This is a genomic window from Vibrio sp. B172a, assembly GCF_030248355.1.
GTDB lineage: Bacteria > Pseudomonadota > Gammaproteobacteria > Enterobacterales > Vibrionaceae > Vibrio > Vibrio owensii.
This window is the reverse complement of record NZ_JAHGAC010000022.1, coordinates 33,110-48,461: the sequence shown is the minus strand read 5'-3', so window position 1 is coordinate 48,461 and position 15,352 is coordinate 33,110. Positions and strand designations below refer to the sequence as shown.

The following is a 15,352-nucleotide window of genomic DNA, read 5'->3' as shown; positions in this document are numbered from 1 at the left end:
TTTTTTATCAAACTTTTTTCATACTCATGTTGTTTAACCAGAAAGAGGTAAAAAAAATTTGAAAACGCAATTTAAAGATCCTTAGTTATTGTCATTAAAGCAATTAGGGCGGTGGAACAATGATAAACATGACGAATCTGTTGCGTTCAGTCGACAACAGCCACAAAGGGCTGCAATTGCTATTGGGAGATTTTTACAAGGATTTCAGCAGCGCGGCGATCAACATCGAAATGCTGCATAAACAAAACCGTTTTGAAGAACTGAGCGGCTACTCAAAAAAGCTGAAAACCATTCTCGTATTGCTTTGTGATGATGATTTACCACCCAAAATGGCAAAGCTGGAACATTTGAGTAAGCACCACTTTCCCGCACCTAATGAATTGATTGAGGACATCAAAACTGAGCTCAATAACGTGAACAAACAAATAAGCCAGCTGTTAGATATCGAAAACTCTATCGATGACAACACTGATGATGAATAACCGAGGTGGATCATGAGTAACAAGCAGATCGAACACCACCTCAGAAAGGCACTCGTTTCCAACAACGAGTCTTCGAAGGTGACTGCAGACGATACGATCGTGCTAGCCAGTGCAATGACCAGCGTACACAAAACATTGCTGGTTATCTTTTTGCTTTCAATGGTGGCGATCGCCGTGGCGTCTCAAGCTCGTATCGACATTGTGGTGTCGGTGCGCGGTGAGCTATTGCTGGAATCTGACGTAGAAAAAGTGCAACACCTTGAAGGCGGTATTCTCGAAGAAATGTTAGTGCGCAAAGGCGAAGTGGTATACGAAGGTCAACCCATTGCGCGCATTCGCTCTTTGGATAGAAACACTCAACTCGATACGGTAAACACAGAAATCATTCAGCTCGAGTTAGACAAACTCCGTTATGAAAGCTTGCGCGATATGGTGGAGCCCGATTTCTCTGCCTACATCGAAAAATACCCAGAATTGGTTCAGGTAAATATGAATACCTGGCAGCAAGAGTTTTCCAAAAACCGCTCGAATGAAGAGTTGATCACCCACGACATCAATCACAAGAACTCGTTGATTGATTCTATGCTTAAGCGCCGCAAAAGCTCCGAGAACCAGCTTTCTTTGATTCGCAAGCAGCTCAATATCAAGAACACCTTGTACAAAGAAGAAATGGCGTCTTATGTCGATGTTCTGAATATGCAGGTTCAAGAGTCAAACATGGTACGTGAGATTGAAAACCTCGATGAGTCGGTCATGAATGAACGTTTCCAACTCGACAAGCTAGAGAAACAGTACCGTGACTTGGTAGAAAATCGCAACTCCGAATACCAAGCGCAAATCATTCAAGCGAAGAAAGATCTTAAGCTAAAACGCATTCTTCGTCCTCAACACTCTGACAAAGTGGATCGCCTCGTGGTCTACGCTCCTATTGATGGCGTGGTGGATAAAGTGCACTTCAACTTCCGCTCTGCCGTGATACCGCCGGGGGAAAGTATCGCGGACATTGCGCCGATTAATAACTCCCTTCATGGCGAAGCGAAGATTCCACGTAAAGACATGGGCTTTGTTGAAATCGGACAGGCAGTCAAAGTGAAGATGGACACCTACAACTTTGCCAAATACGGATTTTTGGAAGGTCGAATCGCGTCGATCAGCCGTTCGTCTTATGAAGAAGAGGACGCAGAATTCTACCTCGCTGAAATCCAAATCAGCCAAAACTATCTAGAACGTGGAGGCACACAATACAGACTGTCCCCTTACATGGAGTTTACCGCCGACGTGAAAACAGGGTCACGTCGGGTTATCGAATACGCTGCGAAGCCGGTTATGTCGGCTATCGAAGACGCGTTCGATGAGAGGTAATGGATGAGTAACAAACCTTCCTACAATATCTCCGTTCCTGTTATGCGCCTAAGTATTGCTTTCAGCTTGGTGCTGGCTGCCCTCGCCTTTTATTTGTATGTTTCTTGGGAAAAAGTGGATTCAGTGGAGCAAGTGCAAAACGCGCCTCTATTGGTTCAAGCTCAACAACTCAACCAAACCATCGAACTTGATATCCAAACGCTTCAACGCTGTTTAGCCGCACGTTATTGCAGTACAACAGAGCTCGATTTTGAGGTTCTGAAGAACGAAATTGACCAGTTTAAATCTCTCGCGTCACTCAACAAAACCGAGTTTAGCTTGGTGGGCGCGACCGAATATACGCAACTTGAATTGGCGATTAATCGCTTCTCGGACAGCTCAAAAACACGTGACGATGTGTTGGCACTGTATCTCTCGCTCACCAATAACTACCTACAAATGGATGACAACTATCGCACTATGTTTAACAACCATGCGAGCGACCTAATGATGGAGAAAAACGAGTTCTTCATATGGTTGTTTATGGTTGTTGTCGTGCTGGTTGGTATCGCCGTTCTATCGAATTTAGTGGCAATCCTAAAACTGAAAAAATCCAGTTCGAATGAGCGAGACATTGACCAAGAGTTCGATGGGCTTTATCAAGAGCTCAAACAACTGGATTTACAAAGGCTGGAAGAGTTGCTGAACGAAGTGAGCATCAATCCGAAGCAGCGTCAGATCTACTCTCACCTAAAACTGATTTTCAGCAAACTCGAAGAGCAAAAACGCAATAACGATCTCTACAAACAGCTCTATGCTCTGATTGGTTACGAGATTCGTGGCATCACCAACACCATTAACGGTGGAGTGCAATATCTCGTACAAGAGACCGATGAGAGCGGCGTGTTGATGGCGCAAGATATAACCTCGGCTGCCAATACCCTGTCTGAATTGGCAGAGAACTACAACCGACTCATTTCACAAGGAACTGAGAGCAAATCGAAAGAGTTTTCACTGCTTAATGTGCTGTCTGAATTGATGATTCACATCAGTTCCAAAGTGCAGCGAAATGAAGGTGAGCTAGACTGCTTTATCTCGGATAACCTACCAAACCGTGTTGAAGGGCAATCCACCAGCTTATTCTGGGTGTTGTTCCTACAGCTATCGAATGCCATCCAACTCAAAGCCGATAAGAAACTGTTTGTCACCATTGAGTCAGGCGCAGCGTCAGACATTGAAAACACCCGCTTGACCATCAATCTAAACTTCTTAACCACACTGGATGTGCCGTTTGCCAAGCTCAATACCCTACACTGGAGCGACCATAAACAGCACACCGCAACCAAAGACGATTTGGCGAAAAGCGTGTTGAAAGATTATGGCTATTACGAGAGCCATTGGTATCAATCGGGCAACCAGGAACGTTTTCAAATTCAGCTCGATTTGAAAGCCAAAAGCTTCCACACCGAGAAAACTCGCTTCGACAATAAACGTTTGTTGCTATGTGCCAACTCTCAGCTGCGCATTGATGTAATGAACAAAATGTTGGTCAACTTGGGCTTAGAGATCACGCCAATTCGAACGCCGAATGAGCTCTTCTCTGCTGCAAAAACCTTTGGCGAATACGACGCCATCATGCTGACTGACACGTTCGAGCCAAACAAGCTGCCCTCACTGAGCAAAACGGTGAAATCGCAACTGCGCAATCACCCGAACACCAAGTTGTTGCTCTCAGTCACTAGCACTCAGCAAGCACAAGAGAGCCATACCTTTGTCGACAAGATTCTGAACTCCCCTGCGATTCCGTATGAGTTCATCCCTAACCTATTGGCAATCATGGAAGCGGAAGCCTCAGAAGATCAGATGGAGAACAGCTCATTCCTGATTGTGGAAGATGACCGTGTTCAACAGATTCTACTCAAACGTATTTTGAGCAAGCAAGAATACGAAGCCGATACCGTTGGCGATGGCGCAGACGCCGTTCAGCACTTCATGAACCAGCGCTCGGATATCATTTTTATGGACTGCATCATGCCAGGCATGGGCGGTATTGAAGCAACCAAACGCATTCGACAATACGAACAAGAAAGCGGACAAAACCCTTGCACTATCATAGGTGCGACAGCATTGACCAGCAGTAATGAACACCAAGCTTGTATCGAAGCTGGAATGGATTACGTGATCAGCAAACCTTATAAAAACGACGAAATCATCAAGGTGATCAACAAGTATGTGGCGGTACAGAAACTTAACTAGCTGCGTCTTGGCAGCGCTTACATTGAGCAATGCTCCTTCGGCAATGGCGACCACCTTGCTTGAGGCGGTCAAACTCGGCTTGGAAAACAACTTATCTCTGCGCGCTAGTGACAAAGGCGTGGAAGAAAACGAATACAACATCGACATTAGCCGCTCTAAGTTCCTACCCTCTTTAAACGGTGCTGCTGATACCACATGGAATGAAAACGAGACCATATTAACGGGAACACCGGATACGCGTTCTAGCTACAACTCAAACAGCTACAGCGTGTCTTTATCTCAATCAGTGTTTAACCTTGACGACATCTTCAAATACGGCACCGCGAAACTTGATTTCAACATTGAAGAAATCAAACACGAGAACAAAATCCAGAGCACCATTTCTGAAATCGCGACGCAATATTTCGAGTACCTGAAAAACAACGCGCAAATCAAAGCCACCAAAGTCGAGCTTAAATCTTCTGAAACACGTGAGCGCCAAATGCGTCGCAACGTGGAGCTTGGCAACACTGCGGCGAGCGAGTTGTATGAGGTGATTGCTCAGAAAGAAGGCATTGCCAATCGCTTAAGAACCTTAGAGAAAGACCGACGTGTGATTTTGAATGGTTTAGAGATTCAAGTTCAATACCCGGTCACCCCATCGCAGGACATCTACGAAAGCGTGCCCTTGGCAGAAATCAGCGAGTCCGAACAACGTGCGATTCTTGAACAAGCTTTGAAGCTCAATAACGATTTATTGGTTGCGAAGAAAACCGTAGAACGCAGCCGAAGAGGCTTGAAAGAAAGCGGTTCAAACTTTGTGCCGACTGTATCGCTCTCTGCCAGTTACCGTTATGACGATGCGAACAACTATGACCGAACCGACCCAACCGCAACAGGGGACAGTAACTCCACCAGCGTCGGTTTGAACTTGAATGTGCCGATTTTCTCCGGCGGTTCGGATTACTACGGTTATCAAAAATCGTCGACTGCCATCGAGCGAACGGAGCTACTGTACCAAGATTCGTTGTTCACGACGCGCAATAGCGTTAACACCTCGGTACTCAACATTAATGACTTCTCCCGAGCGATTAGCAGCTACGAGAATATTATCCGAGCCAACTACGCTTCCTATAGAGGCATTCAACGCGCTTACCAGCTTGGTACGCGAACCATTACCGACTTACTGGCAGCAGAAAGTAAACTGTTTAGCGCGCTACGTGATTACGAGAGCGCGCGTTATGACTACATCATTGAATCGATCAATCTTGAGCAAATCAAAGGTATGTTGTCGGTGCAATCCATCGAAAGCATCATGCAATTGATGAGCGATATCGAAGGCAGAAGCAATCAAGACTTAGTTCCAAAACACCTTCTCTCCAAACCATCGATTAAGAAAGGAGGTCGCAATGCAAACTGAGCATTTTTCCCAGAAGATTAACTTTGCTGACAAGTGTTACCTGACTTTCTCAACGGTCATCTCAACGCTGTTTGGTTTGGTACTGCCCTTTTCGATTCTGATTATCTTTGACCGAGTTTTACCTAACCAAGCCAAAGACACACTGTTTCTTCTGTTTGCCATTATCTTGATCACCATCTTCCTCGACTATCACTTAAAAAATCAGGAAGAGAAGATTTCGTCGGTGATCATGAAGCAGTTTGAAACCAACCTAACCAACAAGGTGTTTCAATCCATCTGTTTGGCTGAGATATCGAAGTTTCGTCGCCTAGAACCCGGTGAATACTTAGAGCGTATTGCCACCATTCCAGAGATTAAATCCTTCTTTGGCGGAGAATCTGTACGGGCATTGATCAACCTTGCCGTCAGCATACTGACCATTTTGATTATCGGTCTGATCAACATTTGGGCGGGAGTGACTATCTTGCTCGCCTCCATCATTTTGGCGGTGTTCGCACTGAGCCTGTCTAAGCAAAAAATCAACAGCCTAGAAAACAAATCCGACATCGAGGGCTTAACCACCTCAAAAATCATCGAGATCATCTCTAGCCCACTCGATATCAAAGCGCGCAATATGGAATATCGCGTTGAGAGCTTGATGACACAAATGGTGGAAGAGCGTGAAGTCGAGAACATCAAATACGAGCAGATCGAATCAAACTTCAGCCTTATCTTGTCGCTCATACAACAGCTCTCCATCGCTTGTGTGGTGGTAGTTTTGGCAACTGCCGTTATCAACATGCAATCGAGCCAAGGCATCATGGCAGCCATCATCATGCTTACCAACCGCTACTTCGCCCCATACCAGCAAGTGATGCGCACGGTGAGCCGCTGGGAGTTGAACAAGCTTCATATTCAACGAATCGCCGAGCTGCTGGAGCTTGCTGCATCTGTAGAACAACAAAATGACACGACAGAAGTCGAGCGCATCTCGGTGAAGTATTCGGAAAAACAACGCATCGAGTTTGAACGCGGTCAGGCTTACTTGCTGACGGGGAAAAGCGGAGCGGGCAAAACCCACCTCGCCAATTGCATTACGCGGCAAAACACCGACATCAAGCTCGATATCCAAATCAACGAGACACCACTGGATGACATCAACTACAACGTCTGGCGTAATAGCGTGCTGATGGTCGACAAAACCAGCTCGTTCGTCGAAGGGACCATCATCGACAACTTGACTTGTTTCCGCCCGAGCTTAAACAACACCGCATTTGCGCTTTGCGAAACCATGAACATCAAAGCACAAATTGATGCCCTTCCCGCAGGTTTTTACACCGAGCTAAAAGGACATTTACGCAACCCATTCTCGCGCCAAGTTGCTTATGCCTTGCTGCTGGTGCGTGCCTTGCTTGCAAACAAACGTGTGTTGATCTTCGATGACATCGACTGTGTTTATGACGACGACTTTGCTCGATTGGTTTTGACCAGTACCGCCTATCGTGCCAACGACAAAATCCTCATCATCGTCAGCAATAAGATGGACAAACTCAATCATCGCCTCAAACGCGTCAAACTTACCGGAGGTGACCAATGAGTATTCTGGTTGATTTTAATAATGTCCCTCAGCGCTTGTTGGACTTTGAGGCTCGCAGCTATGACGAGCGATACAATCAGTCACCTTTGATTCGTGGTTTAGCTTACACCCTCATTGCGCTTGAATGGGAAGGCACACCTTCTATCCTTAGTGACGCTTTTATCCCTAAACCAAAAGACAGCGACAGTTTTATCGCCACCATTGAACGCCTTGGTTACCGTTGCGACGTCACCAAATTAAAAACACTGGAGCACATCGAGGGACACCCTCACCCTTGTTTTATCGAGATAGAAAACCTCACTGCGATTTTCTTAGGTACCAAAGACGGCAAACTGATTCTGTTTGATTACACCAATAACAACACCATTGAATACCCGCTCTGCAAAAAGCCATGTTTGTTGGTCTCGATCAGCGAATACTCACGCTTGTTCCGAGAGCCGCCACCAGAATCTCAAGACCGCAGTAACTGGATTAAATACGCGTTTTATCGCTACAACAATGAACTCAAAAGCTTGATTATTCTGAGCTTTGTCATCAGTATCTTGGGCGCGCTCCAACCCTTCTTTATTATGAGCGTGTACAACTTCGCCTTGACGTCTAGCTCCCAAGCCACGCTCTATTGGCTCACGTTGTTTGCCGTGATTGTGGGGTTCTCGGAATACTTTTTTAAGAAAATGCGGGTCAACATCATTGCCACGTCAGGTAAGGATTTGGCGGTGCACATTTCTCAAGCGGTTATATCCAAGCTGTTGTGGCTCCCTTATGCGATGACATCCACCGCTGGCGTGTCTTCTCAGTTGGCGCGTTTAAAAGACATCGACACCTTCCGCCGATTGGTAACGGCCGAGTCAACCTTGAGCTACTTCGACATGCCGTTTGTTATCGTGTTCATTGTCGCGATTGCCATCATGTCAGGAACCGCTGCATTGGTCGTCATGGCGGGTTTGATTCTGATGTTGGTGTTCTGTGTTTATTCTCGTTACATCTATTCACAAGCCACGTCTAAGAGCTCTCGCGCGAACGCCATGGTTTCTTACCAATGGAATGAGATTCTTCGCGGCATAAAAACCATCCAAGGCTTACCACTGTTGCGCGTTATTCAATCTCGCTTCAGCGCTTCACACATGCAAAGCACCAACGATGCAGAGAACGTAGCCGTCACCAACAGCAAGGTCCAAGCCGCAGGTGGCAGTTTGATTCAGGTGATTGGTACCGCAAGTATCGTGACCGCGGTTATTGGTGTAATGGATGGAACGTCTGACGCCGGCGCCATGCTTGCAACCGTGATTTTAGTCTGGAAGGCGTTAGGTCCGATAATGGGTATCTACAATTCCATATCTAAATTCCAATCGATTAAGGCGTCTTCTGCGCAAATCAACAACCTTATGGCGATGAATGACGACAAGCTAACGTTGGAGAAAAGCCCCCCTATTCGCCTCTTCCAAGGCAGCATTGTCGGCAGCGGTGTGAGCCATCGCTACACTGGCGCAGCAACGGGCTTAACCAATCTCGGATTTAAAATTGCCCCAGGGGCGAAGGTGGTGATTTGTGGACCGACAGGTTGCGGCAAAACCACGCTAATTTCCATTCTTGCGGGTTTAGAAGATAGATACCAAGGCGCAGTGTCGGTAGACGGCTACAACATCAAACAGTTCAACAGCTATCGCTACCGAACCTCGATTAACTACATCCCGTTTAATTTGCATATTTTTGAGGGCTCTCTAGAGACTAACTTCATCTTGCATAATGGACTCATCCCTACAGAAAAGATGCAACAGATGGTGAGCTTTTTCGAACTCGATGCGTGGTTGCCAGAAGGATTGGACACTCAGCTAAGCGTAGATAAATGCAAGAATTTACCTAACGGTATTCAACAGAAATTGCGCCTCGCGCTGGGGCTTGGAAGCTGTGAACAATCACTGATCATCATTGATGAGCCATTTAATGGCGCTGAGCAAGAAAATGCCCAGTACTTTAACCGCTTGTTCACCGATAAATTGCTAAACAAAACCGTGGTGTTCTCTACCAATGATCCGGGCTTGATCGCCACTTCGAACATGAGTTTGGTATTAGAGCCGGACGGCAACTTGAAATATTTTGGCTTAACAGACAAATACTTAAACAGCTTAAGTTAATACTGTGGCGCTTATTCACAATTAACTCTTTAATCAGACAGATACAATTGACAAAGATATAAACCAGAGAGATGATTCGACCGAGATTTAGAGGTATTTAGGATTCAGATGTATACATTTGTTGCTGACAAATTGGATGTGGTTTATTTATCAGCGATACCGGAAAACCACGCATTGCAGGACTTTGATGTGCCTGAAGAAGAACTCGAAATCCGCGAGATTGTCGAGGTGTGGTACGAATGTGCATTTTTGCCTGATTTCAATCTCGAACAAATCGACATCGCAAACAAAGCGGAGTTAGTGGCAACACAAACTCAAGTGGTGAACAACTACACGAGCACTCTGGCTTTCTTACTCAAGAGCAGAGTGTATCGAGCTGCCCTTAACCGCATGTTGAGTGTCTGGACACTCGAACCCTCCGCAAAAGCACAACTTGAGTTACTGCTTTTTGCCGAAGAACAAGCAAAGACCAACTGAGCAACACGCAGATAGAAAAAAGCCAGCAATGACGCTGGCTTTTTAGAAGCTATTTATCGGTATCAAACCCATCCATCAAACTGAAGACGTTTCTGTATTCGCTCTACTGCCTCTTTCTGCATTTGTCTCACGCGTTCGTTAGAGATATTTAGTAAGTCCCCAACTTCAGCTAATGTTTTCACGTTATGTTCAAATAAGCCGAAGCGATGAATGAGCACTTGCTGCAACTTCACAGGCAATGTGTTAACGACGTGTTCCAGTGCTTGAGTAAAGCAATGGTCTTCGCAATCTTGCTGTGGATCTGTTGTGTATTCGCTTTCACACTGTTCGAGCACAAATGGTGCATGATTAAGGTCAACAGTCGTTGAAACATCGATAAAGCCGCTCAACGCGACTAACTCATCAACACGCTCTACTTTTACGCCTGAACAATGGGACAACTCTGAAATCGAAATGTCTTTGCTCATGGTTTTGCTCGCATCATGCTTTTTCGACGCAAGGCTATTTATCTCTTTACATACGTGAGCAGGTAAACGTACCGTGCGTCCGTTGTTCATTAATGCCGCTTCAATGTTTTCGCGAATCCACCACACCGCGTAAGTTGAAAAGCGATAACCCGGCTCAGGATCATACTTGTCGATGGCTTTGATCAAGCCGATGTTACCTTCTTCAATCAAATCAAGCAGCGTGAAGTTATTACCAGTACGTTTTAAGTAGCTTTTGGCAATCTTCACCACTAAACGCAAATTAGATTCGATCATCACCTCGCGCGCTTCTTTATCCCCCGCTAGATTGAGTTTGGCATAATGCAGTTCATCTTCTCGAGAGAGTAAATCAATCCCCACGATGTCTTTTAGGTAATGTGCATAAGGATCTTTACCTGCAGAAAACGTTTCTTTCATTGGCATCTCATCCGTGACACCTCGGGACCTAGCAAAACACTCGTTGTTCATTTCCCCGTCCTTATCAGCCAACTTTACTGGTGTAGCTCTTTGGCTACTTTTCTCCGTGGCTCAATTAATATGCCACCCAACGAATAACATTCGTTTTACGTTGAGTGTAGACAAGGCTTTTTAGCTTTACCAAGAAATTGCATTTAATTTCATATCAACCCTGCACTCAACTGTCAAAGCGTGAGCGGGTTGGGATTTATGGAGCAACATTCAGTATCGTATTTACATCAGAGTTGATAGAAGAGTTTCACTTACTAACAGTTAAATAAATTCACTTTTAAAACATATATTTAAAAACTGTACTTTACATTAGCAAACAACAAAGTCGCAGGTACTGCGCCAAACAAGCTGCCACTGCTACCGTTAAAGCTTTGGATTACCGTGAGCAATTGCCAGTCATTAGCGAGGGAGTAGTTACTCGATATCCCAAGGAAATAGGAATGATCGTCGTAGTAACTGCTTGAGAGTGTGACGCGATTTAAAGGCGTTAAGTCAAAGCTCACATCGGCGTACCATGTATTTCGTGTAAAGCTCAACGTTTTTGCATCGAGAGGAAGATTCAAATACGCCAATGCGCTTGATGCGTCTTGAGGTTCAGAGATAAATAACCACGCTGCACGCCCCATCCAGCTGCGTTTGCCGCCAAAGCTGTAATCCGATTCAATACTGGCAACCGTGGTCTTTTTGGTCGGCTCACCCTCAAATTCTGGATCAATGGGATCAAACCACGTGAGCTCTCCACGAAAACCCGCATCAAACACATCCGTTGCAAAACCAGCGCCGAGTACGTAATCCATCCGAGCTCGTCCTGCAATAAACTGATAATCCCATCCCGATTGATTGGCGAAATAACGCAGTGAGGCACTGTCTTGTCCTGACTGACGAGCTGGTGAAAACACCAAATCTACCCCATCGGCAAAACCTAATTTTCTGCTCAACATGACCGCATCCGTGCCTGCCCGCTCTTCATAGTCAAAATCGTAAATCGAATACGCATTGTAGATATCGTTTGGATTCCATATCGTATTCATCGACCAATTGATACGAAAGCGCCCTAGTTGCGCTCCCCAGTCATCTTGCTGCCAAGTGAGATATAGACGATCAAGCTGACTGTTAATGACCACATCATCTTCATGCCAGTTTTTGCTTAAATCCATGTAACCAGAATCCAACGCAACCAAATCGGCATAGCTAGGAAAGTCGGTAGAATCACCCCAAAGTGCTCGATTTCGTAGCCCAACATTCACACGCCAGCTAGAGGAAAAACGGTATTCAAAGTTAAGTCGATTGTGTATCAGGTTATCGAACGTATTATCAGTGCCATCAGGAATACTGTAGGTTGCCATGTATTTGATGTAACCATCCAAATCCCATGACTTTTGAGGCTCTAATCCGGGAACAGCAGACAAGGCAGAACCAGCCTGAAGACTAAGCAATGAAAGGCTTAACGCCTTAATAAACATTGCATTTACTTTTGTTCTGGGCAAGTAAGTATTCAATCGGATAGCTTTAGTGCAAGTCGCAGACAAATGGGAAACAGCTCTATGCATGCGACCTCTCTGCGCGATTATCAATATTGCTGAAATCACGCGCCAAACGACCGTCTTCAAACACGATAATTCGGTGAGCACGTTTTATCACTCGCGGATCGTGGGTCGAGAAGATAAACGTCGTCCCCTCTTGTTCGCTAAGTTGCTCCATAATGTCGAGCAACTCCGCGGTGCTTTTGGCGTCTAGATTGGCAGTAGGTTCGTCCGCCATGACAAAACGAGGCTTTGGCGCTAAAGCACGAGCAACCGCAACACGCTGCTGCTGCCCGCCGGACATCTTACCTGGCACCTTATTCATCTGTTCCGCCAATCCCACTTGCTCAAGTAAGGACGTCGCACGTTCACGACACTCTCGCTCGGTTTTACCTTGCAGCTGCATGACGAATTCCACATTCTCAAGCGCGGTTAACACAGGTAACAAACTATAGTCTTGGAAGATGAAGCCTATATTATCGCGACGATAGGCAATCAGTTCTTTTTCTGACATCGATGAAATCATGCAACCATCGATTTCCACCTTGCCAGAGCTTGGGGCATCAATACCGCCAATCATGTTCAGCAACGTCGTTTTTCCCGAACCAGATGGTCCCATGATCGCAACAAATTCACCCTGCTTAATCTCCAAGTCTACCGACTGCACTGCGTGCACAGGGTAATCACCATCGGCGTTGTAAATCTTAGTTAGGTTTTGTAGTTTGATGGTCATTAGCTTTTCTCCGCCATGGCATCCACAGGTCGATGCTTCAAAATTTGTCGTGCGGGATACAGGGCTGCGATAAAGCTGGCAACAAAAATCGCGACAATGATCATTTGATATTCCGCTATCGATACCCGTGGATAAAGCAAGGTATCCACGCCATAAGCCCCTAGCCCTTCTGCCATGCCAGCCAGCGACAATCCGGTAATACTCAGCACCTTGAGCATAATTGCACTCCCGAGCAACCCAAGCGCACAACCGCTTAATCCGAGGAACAAGGTTTCAAAAACAATCAACAAGCGTATCTTGTGTTTTTGCATGCCGACAGCCATTAACACACCGAACTCTCGTGTGCGTTCAAACACCGACATCAGCATGATATTGATGATGCCAAGGGTCATCGCCAGCACAAACACCACCAGCATCACCTGGTTGGAAACATCCATTGTGCTCATCATGGTCGAGAGCAAAGGTTGGATCTCCTGCCAAGGTCTCACACTAAGCAAATCTTGACTTTCCGGCGGCAAAATAGAGTGAGTGAACGCCAGTAACTGCTTGAGCTCAGCATCGTTATTAGAAGTAAGGAGTATCGCGATTTCGTGCGTGCCACTCAGCCCCGCTACCTTTTCAAGATCCACTTTTCGGACGTAAACATTACCGTCATCAAACCCTGTCGATGGTGTTTTGAATATACCTCGAACACGAAATGCTGCACCGGCGACCTCCCCATTGACATCAGACAGAGTGAGTACCACTTTGGAGCCGACACGCAGCTTTAATCGCTCAGCTATCTTGCTCGATACTAGAATCGGATTTCTGCCTTCTTCGCTCAGCCATTCTCCGTCGACAATATGTTTCGAGAGTGGCGTGATGTTTTGCTCTTGATCGATATTAACGCCGTTGATGCGAATACCACGAGTGCTGCGCGCCGACGCTATCATGCCATCTGCTAGAAATCGCTCAGAAATGGCTTTCACTTCTCGGTTACTCGCCAACACTTTGCTTATCTTTTCCGCATCGGGAATCACATCTTTTAGCTCTGGATTGACTAAGTAGGACTTTTGCTGGATCTGAAAGTGACTGGTTTGCCAAGAGATGGCGTTCTTAATCATGCTATCAACCAAGCCATTCATGAATCCCATCATGGCAACTACGCCCATCAAACCAAATACCATGGCACCGAGCATGATTGAGGTTCTCAGCTTGTTGCGCCACAAGTTACGCCACGCGAACTTAACCAGCATGAGCACCTCCTTTTAACCCAGCCGCAATGGGCATTCGAAGCATGCGAACCATTGGGTAAAGCAAACACAACAAAAGAATAAACAGCACGACGGCGATTTGATTGAGCAGTAAGTGTGGGTCGAGCGAAACAGGCACAATAGGTTCAAAACCACTTTCGCGCATGAGCTTGGCAGCATCGCCGGTAATTTCGATTGGATTAAAGTAGAAATACCCCAACACAGGGGCACTCACGATAAGCCCAATAATGATGCCAATGACGGACATAAACAGAGACTCTATCGTGAGCAGAAGGACAAGCTTGGAGCGCAGCATTCCGGTTGCCAGCATGACGGCGAACTCGCGCTGGCGTTCCAATGTCGTCATCAAGATTGTCGCGAACAAGCCAAAACCAACAATACCGTAGAGAATGTAAATCAAGAAAATACCGCCCGCTTTATCCAAGGCGATTTGTTGTGCCATCTCTGGCGACAGCTCCTTCCAATCTTTCACGGCGACATTTTTGCCATACTCGGCTTTAAGCCGTTCAACGGTATTAGGTAAGGCTCTTAAACTCTCCGTATTTAAAACCCATGCGGTGACTTGGTCATCCAATGAATACAGGCTTTGCGCAGTATCGAGCGGCATGTAAACCAGCTGAGAATCAAGCTGCTGCAAAGGAAAATGAAGAATGCCCGAGATTTGATACAAACCTGCCGCAGTCTGTCCCCTATAACCGACACCGTAAAGCACCAATTCATCGCCAACCTTGAGTTGCAAATAATTCGCCAAACCACCACCAACTAGCACTGATTTTTGCCCTGATTGGATGTAGCTTCCCTCAATCAATTTGTCGCTGATATTGGAGTACTGATCTTCAGCTTCAGGCTCAACGCTTAGTACCATAACGCCTTTTGAGCGTTCATCTTTTGCGGCTAAAGCAAAAGATTCCACCCGAGGTAATACGACATCAATATTGGGATTGTTTTTCGCCGCGGAAATGAAAGAAGCGGTTTGTGGCAAGACATCATCAATGCTGGAAGAATCACCAAACTCGGGGTTTTGCAGTTGAATCAACCCGGTATAAAACTTGGCGGCATTTTTGATATTGGACGTATAACTCCCTTCTTGAAACGCTCGCGTAATAAGCGAAAGAAACAGCACTAATGCCAACGCAGACGCCGTCAGTAGTGTCCTGCGCTTTTGTCGCCAGAGGTTTCGCCAAGCCAGTTTCACAAGCATTGATTCGCTTCCTTCCGTTGATG

Annotated in this window: 12 protein-coding genes; 7 read left to right on the top strand and 5 right to left on the bottom strand. The window is 46.0% G+C overall.

What is annotated here, in order from left to right; all coding sequences use genetic code 11:
• The first annotated feature begins 128 nt into the window (after positions 1-128).
• The 7 genes from KIT90_RS18985 to KIT90_RS18955 all read left to right on the top strand — a co-directional run bounded on the left by KIT90_RS18985 (position 129) and on the right by KIT90_RS18955 (position 9,666).
• Positions 129-482 (top strand): hypothetical protein, encoded by a 354-nt coding sequence (locus KIT90_RS18985; protein WP_017819226.1) that lies wholly within the window; start codon positions 129-131, stop codon positions 480-482.
• A 12-nt stretch (positions 483-494) separates the two neighbouring features.
• Positions 495-1,844 (top strand): HlyD family type I secretion periplasmic adaptor subunit, encoded by a 1,350-nt coding sequence (locus tag KIT90_RS18980; protein WP_285378039.1) that lies wholly within the window; start codon positions 495-497, stop codon positions 1,842-1,844.
• A 3-nt stretch (positions 1,845-1,847) separates the two neighbouring features.
• A complete protein-coding gene (locus KIT90_RS18975; RefSeq protein WP_199437920.1) occupies positions 1,848-4,079 on the top strand; it encodes a response regulator in 2,232 nt (743 codons plus the stop codon).
• Positions 4,054-5,478 carry a TolC family protein gene (locus tag KIT90_RS18970; protein WP_285378036.1) on the top strand — a complete coding sequence of 475 codons (1,425 nt, stop codon included), beginning with the start codon at positions 4,054-4,056 and terminating at the stop codon, positions 5,476-5,478. Before KIT90_RS18975 ends, KIT90_RS18970 begins: the two co-directional genes overlap by 26 nt.
• Positions 5,468-7,054, top strand: a complete 1,587-nt coding sequence (locus KIT90_RS18965; RefSeq protein ID WP_285378034.1) for an ATP-binding cassette domain-containing protein — start codon at positions 5,468-5,470, stop codon at positions 7,052-7,054. The genes KIT90_RS18970 and KIT90_RS18965 overlap by 11 nt, the downstream gene beginning before the upstream one ends.
• On the top strand, positions 7,051-9,189 hold the full coding sequence (locus KIT90_RS18960) for an ATP-binding cassette domain-containing protein (RefSeq protein ID WP_285378032.1): 2,139 nt from the start codon (positions 7,051-7,053) through the stop codon (positions 9,187-9,189). The genes KIT90_RS18965 and KIT90_RS18960 overlap by 4 nt, the downstream gene beginning before the upstream one ends.
• Before the next feature lie 108 nt (positions 9,190-9,297).
• Entirely contained in the window at positions 9,298-9,666 is a 369-nt protein-coding gene (locus KIT90_RS18955) for a hypothetical protein (RefSeq protein WP_005442633.1), read from the top strand.
• A 62-nt stretch (positions 9,667-9,728) separates the two neighbouring features.
• Here KIT90_RS18955 and KIT90_RS18950 read toward each other — a convergent pair whose 3' ends face one another.
• The 5 genes from KIT90_RS18950 to KIT90_RS18930 form a co-directional block, all read right to left on the bottom strand.
• Positions 9,729-10,619, bottom strand: a complete 891-nt coding sequence (locus KIT90_RS18950; protein ID WP_285378030.1) for an RNA polymerase sigma factor RpoD/SigA — start codon at positions 10,617-10,619, stop codon at positions 9,729-9,731.
• A gap of 290 nt (positions 10,620-10,909) precedes the next feature.
• Positions 10,910-12,082, bottom strand: coding sequence for a hypothetical protein (locus KIT90_RS18945; RefSeq protein ID WP_285378029.1), 1,173 nt, complete (start codon positions 12,080-12,082; stop codon positions 10,910-10,912).
• A gap of 79 nt (positions 12,083-12,161) precedes the next feature.
• Positions 12,162-12,875 carry an ABC transporter ATP-binding protein gene (locus KIT90_RS18940; RefSeq protein ID WP_009699547.1) on the bottom strand — a complete coding sequence of 238 codons (714 nt, stop codon included), beginning with the start codon at positions 12,873-12,875 and terminating at the stop codon, positions 12,162-12,164.
• Positions 12,875-14,110: an FtsX-like permease family protein gene (locus KIT90_RS18935; RefSeq protein WP_285378026.1), complete on the bottom strand. Its 1,236-nt coding sequence runs from the start codon at positions 14,108-14,110 to the stop codon at positions 12,875-12,877. Before KIT90_RS18935 ends, KIT90_RS18940 begins: the two co-directional genes overlap by 1 nt.
• Positions 14,100-15,329, bottom strand: coding sequence for an FtsX-like permease family protein (locus tag KIT90_RS18930; protein WP_285378024.1), 1,230 nt, complete (start codon positions 15,327-15,329; stop codon positions 14,100-14,102). Before KIT90_RS18930 ends, KIT90_RS18935 begins: the two co-directional genes overlap by 11 nt.
• Between the last annotated feature and the right edge of the window lie 23 nt (positions 15,330-15,352).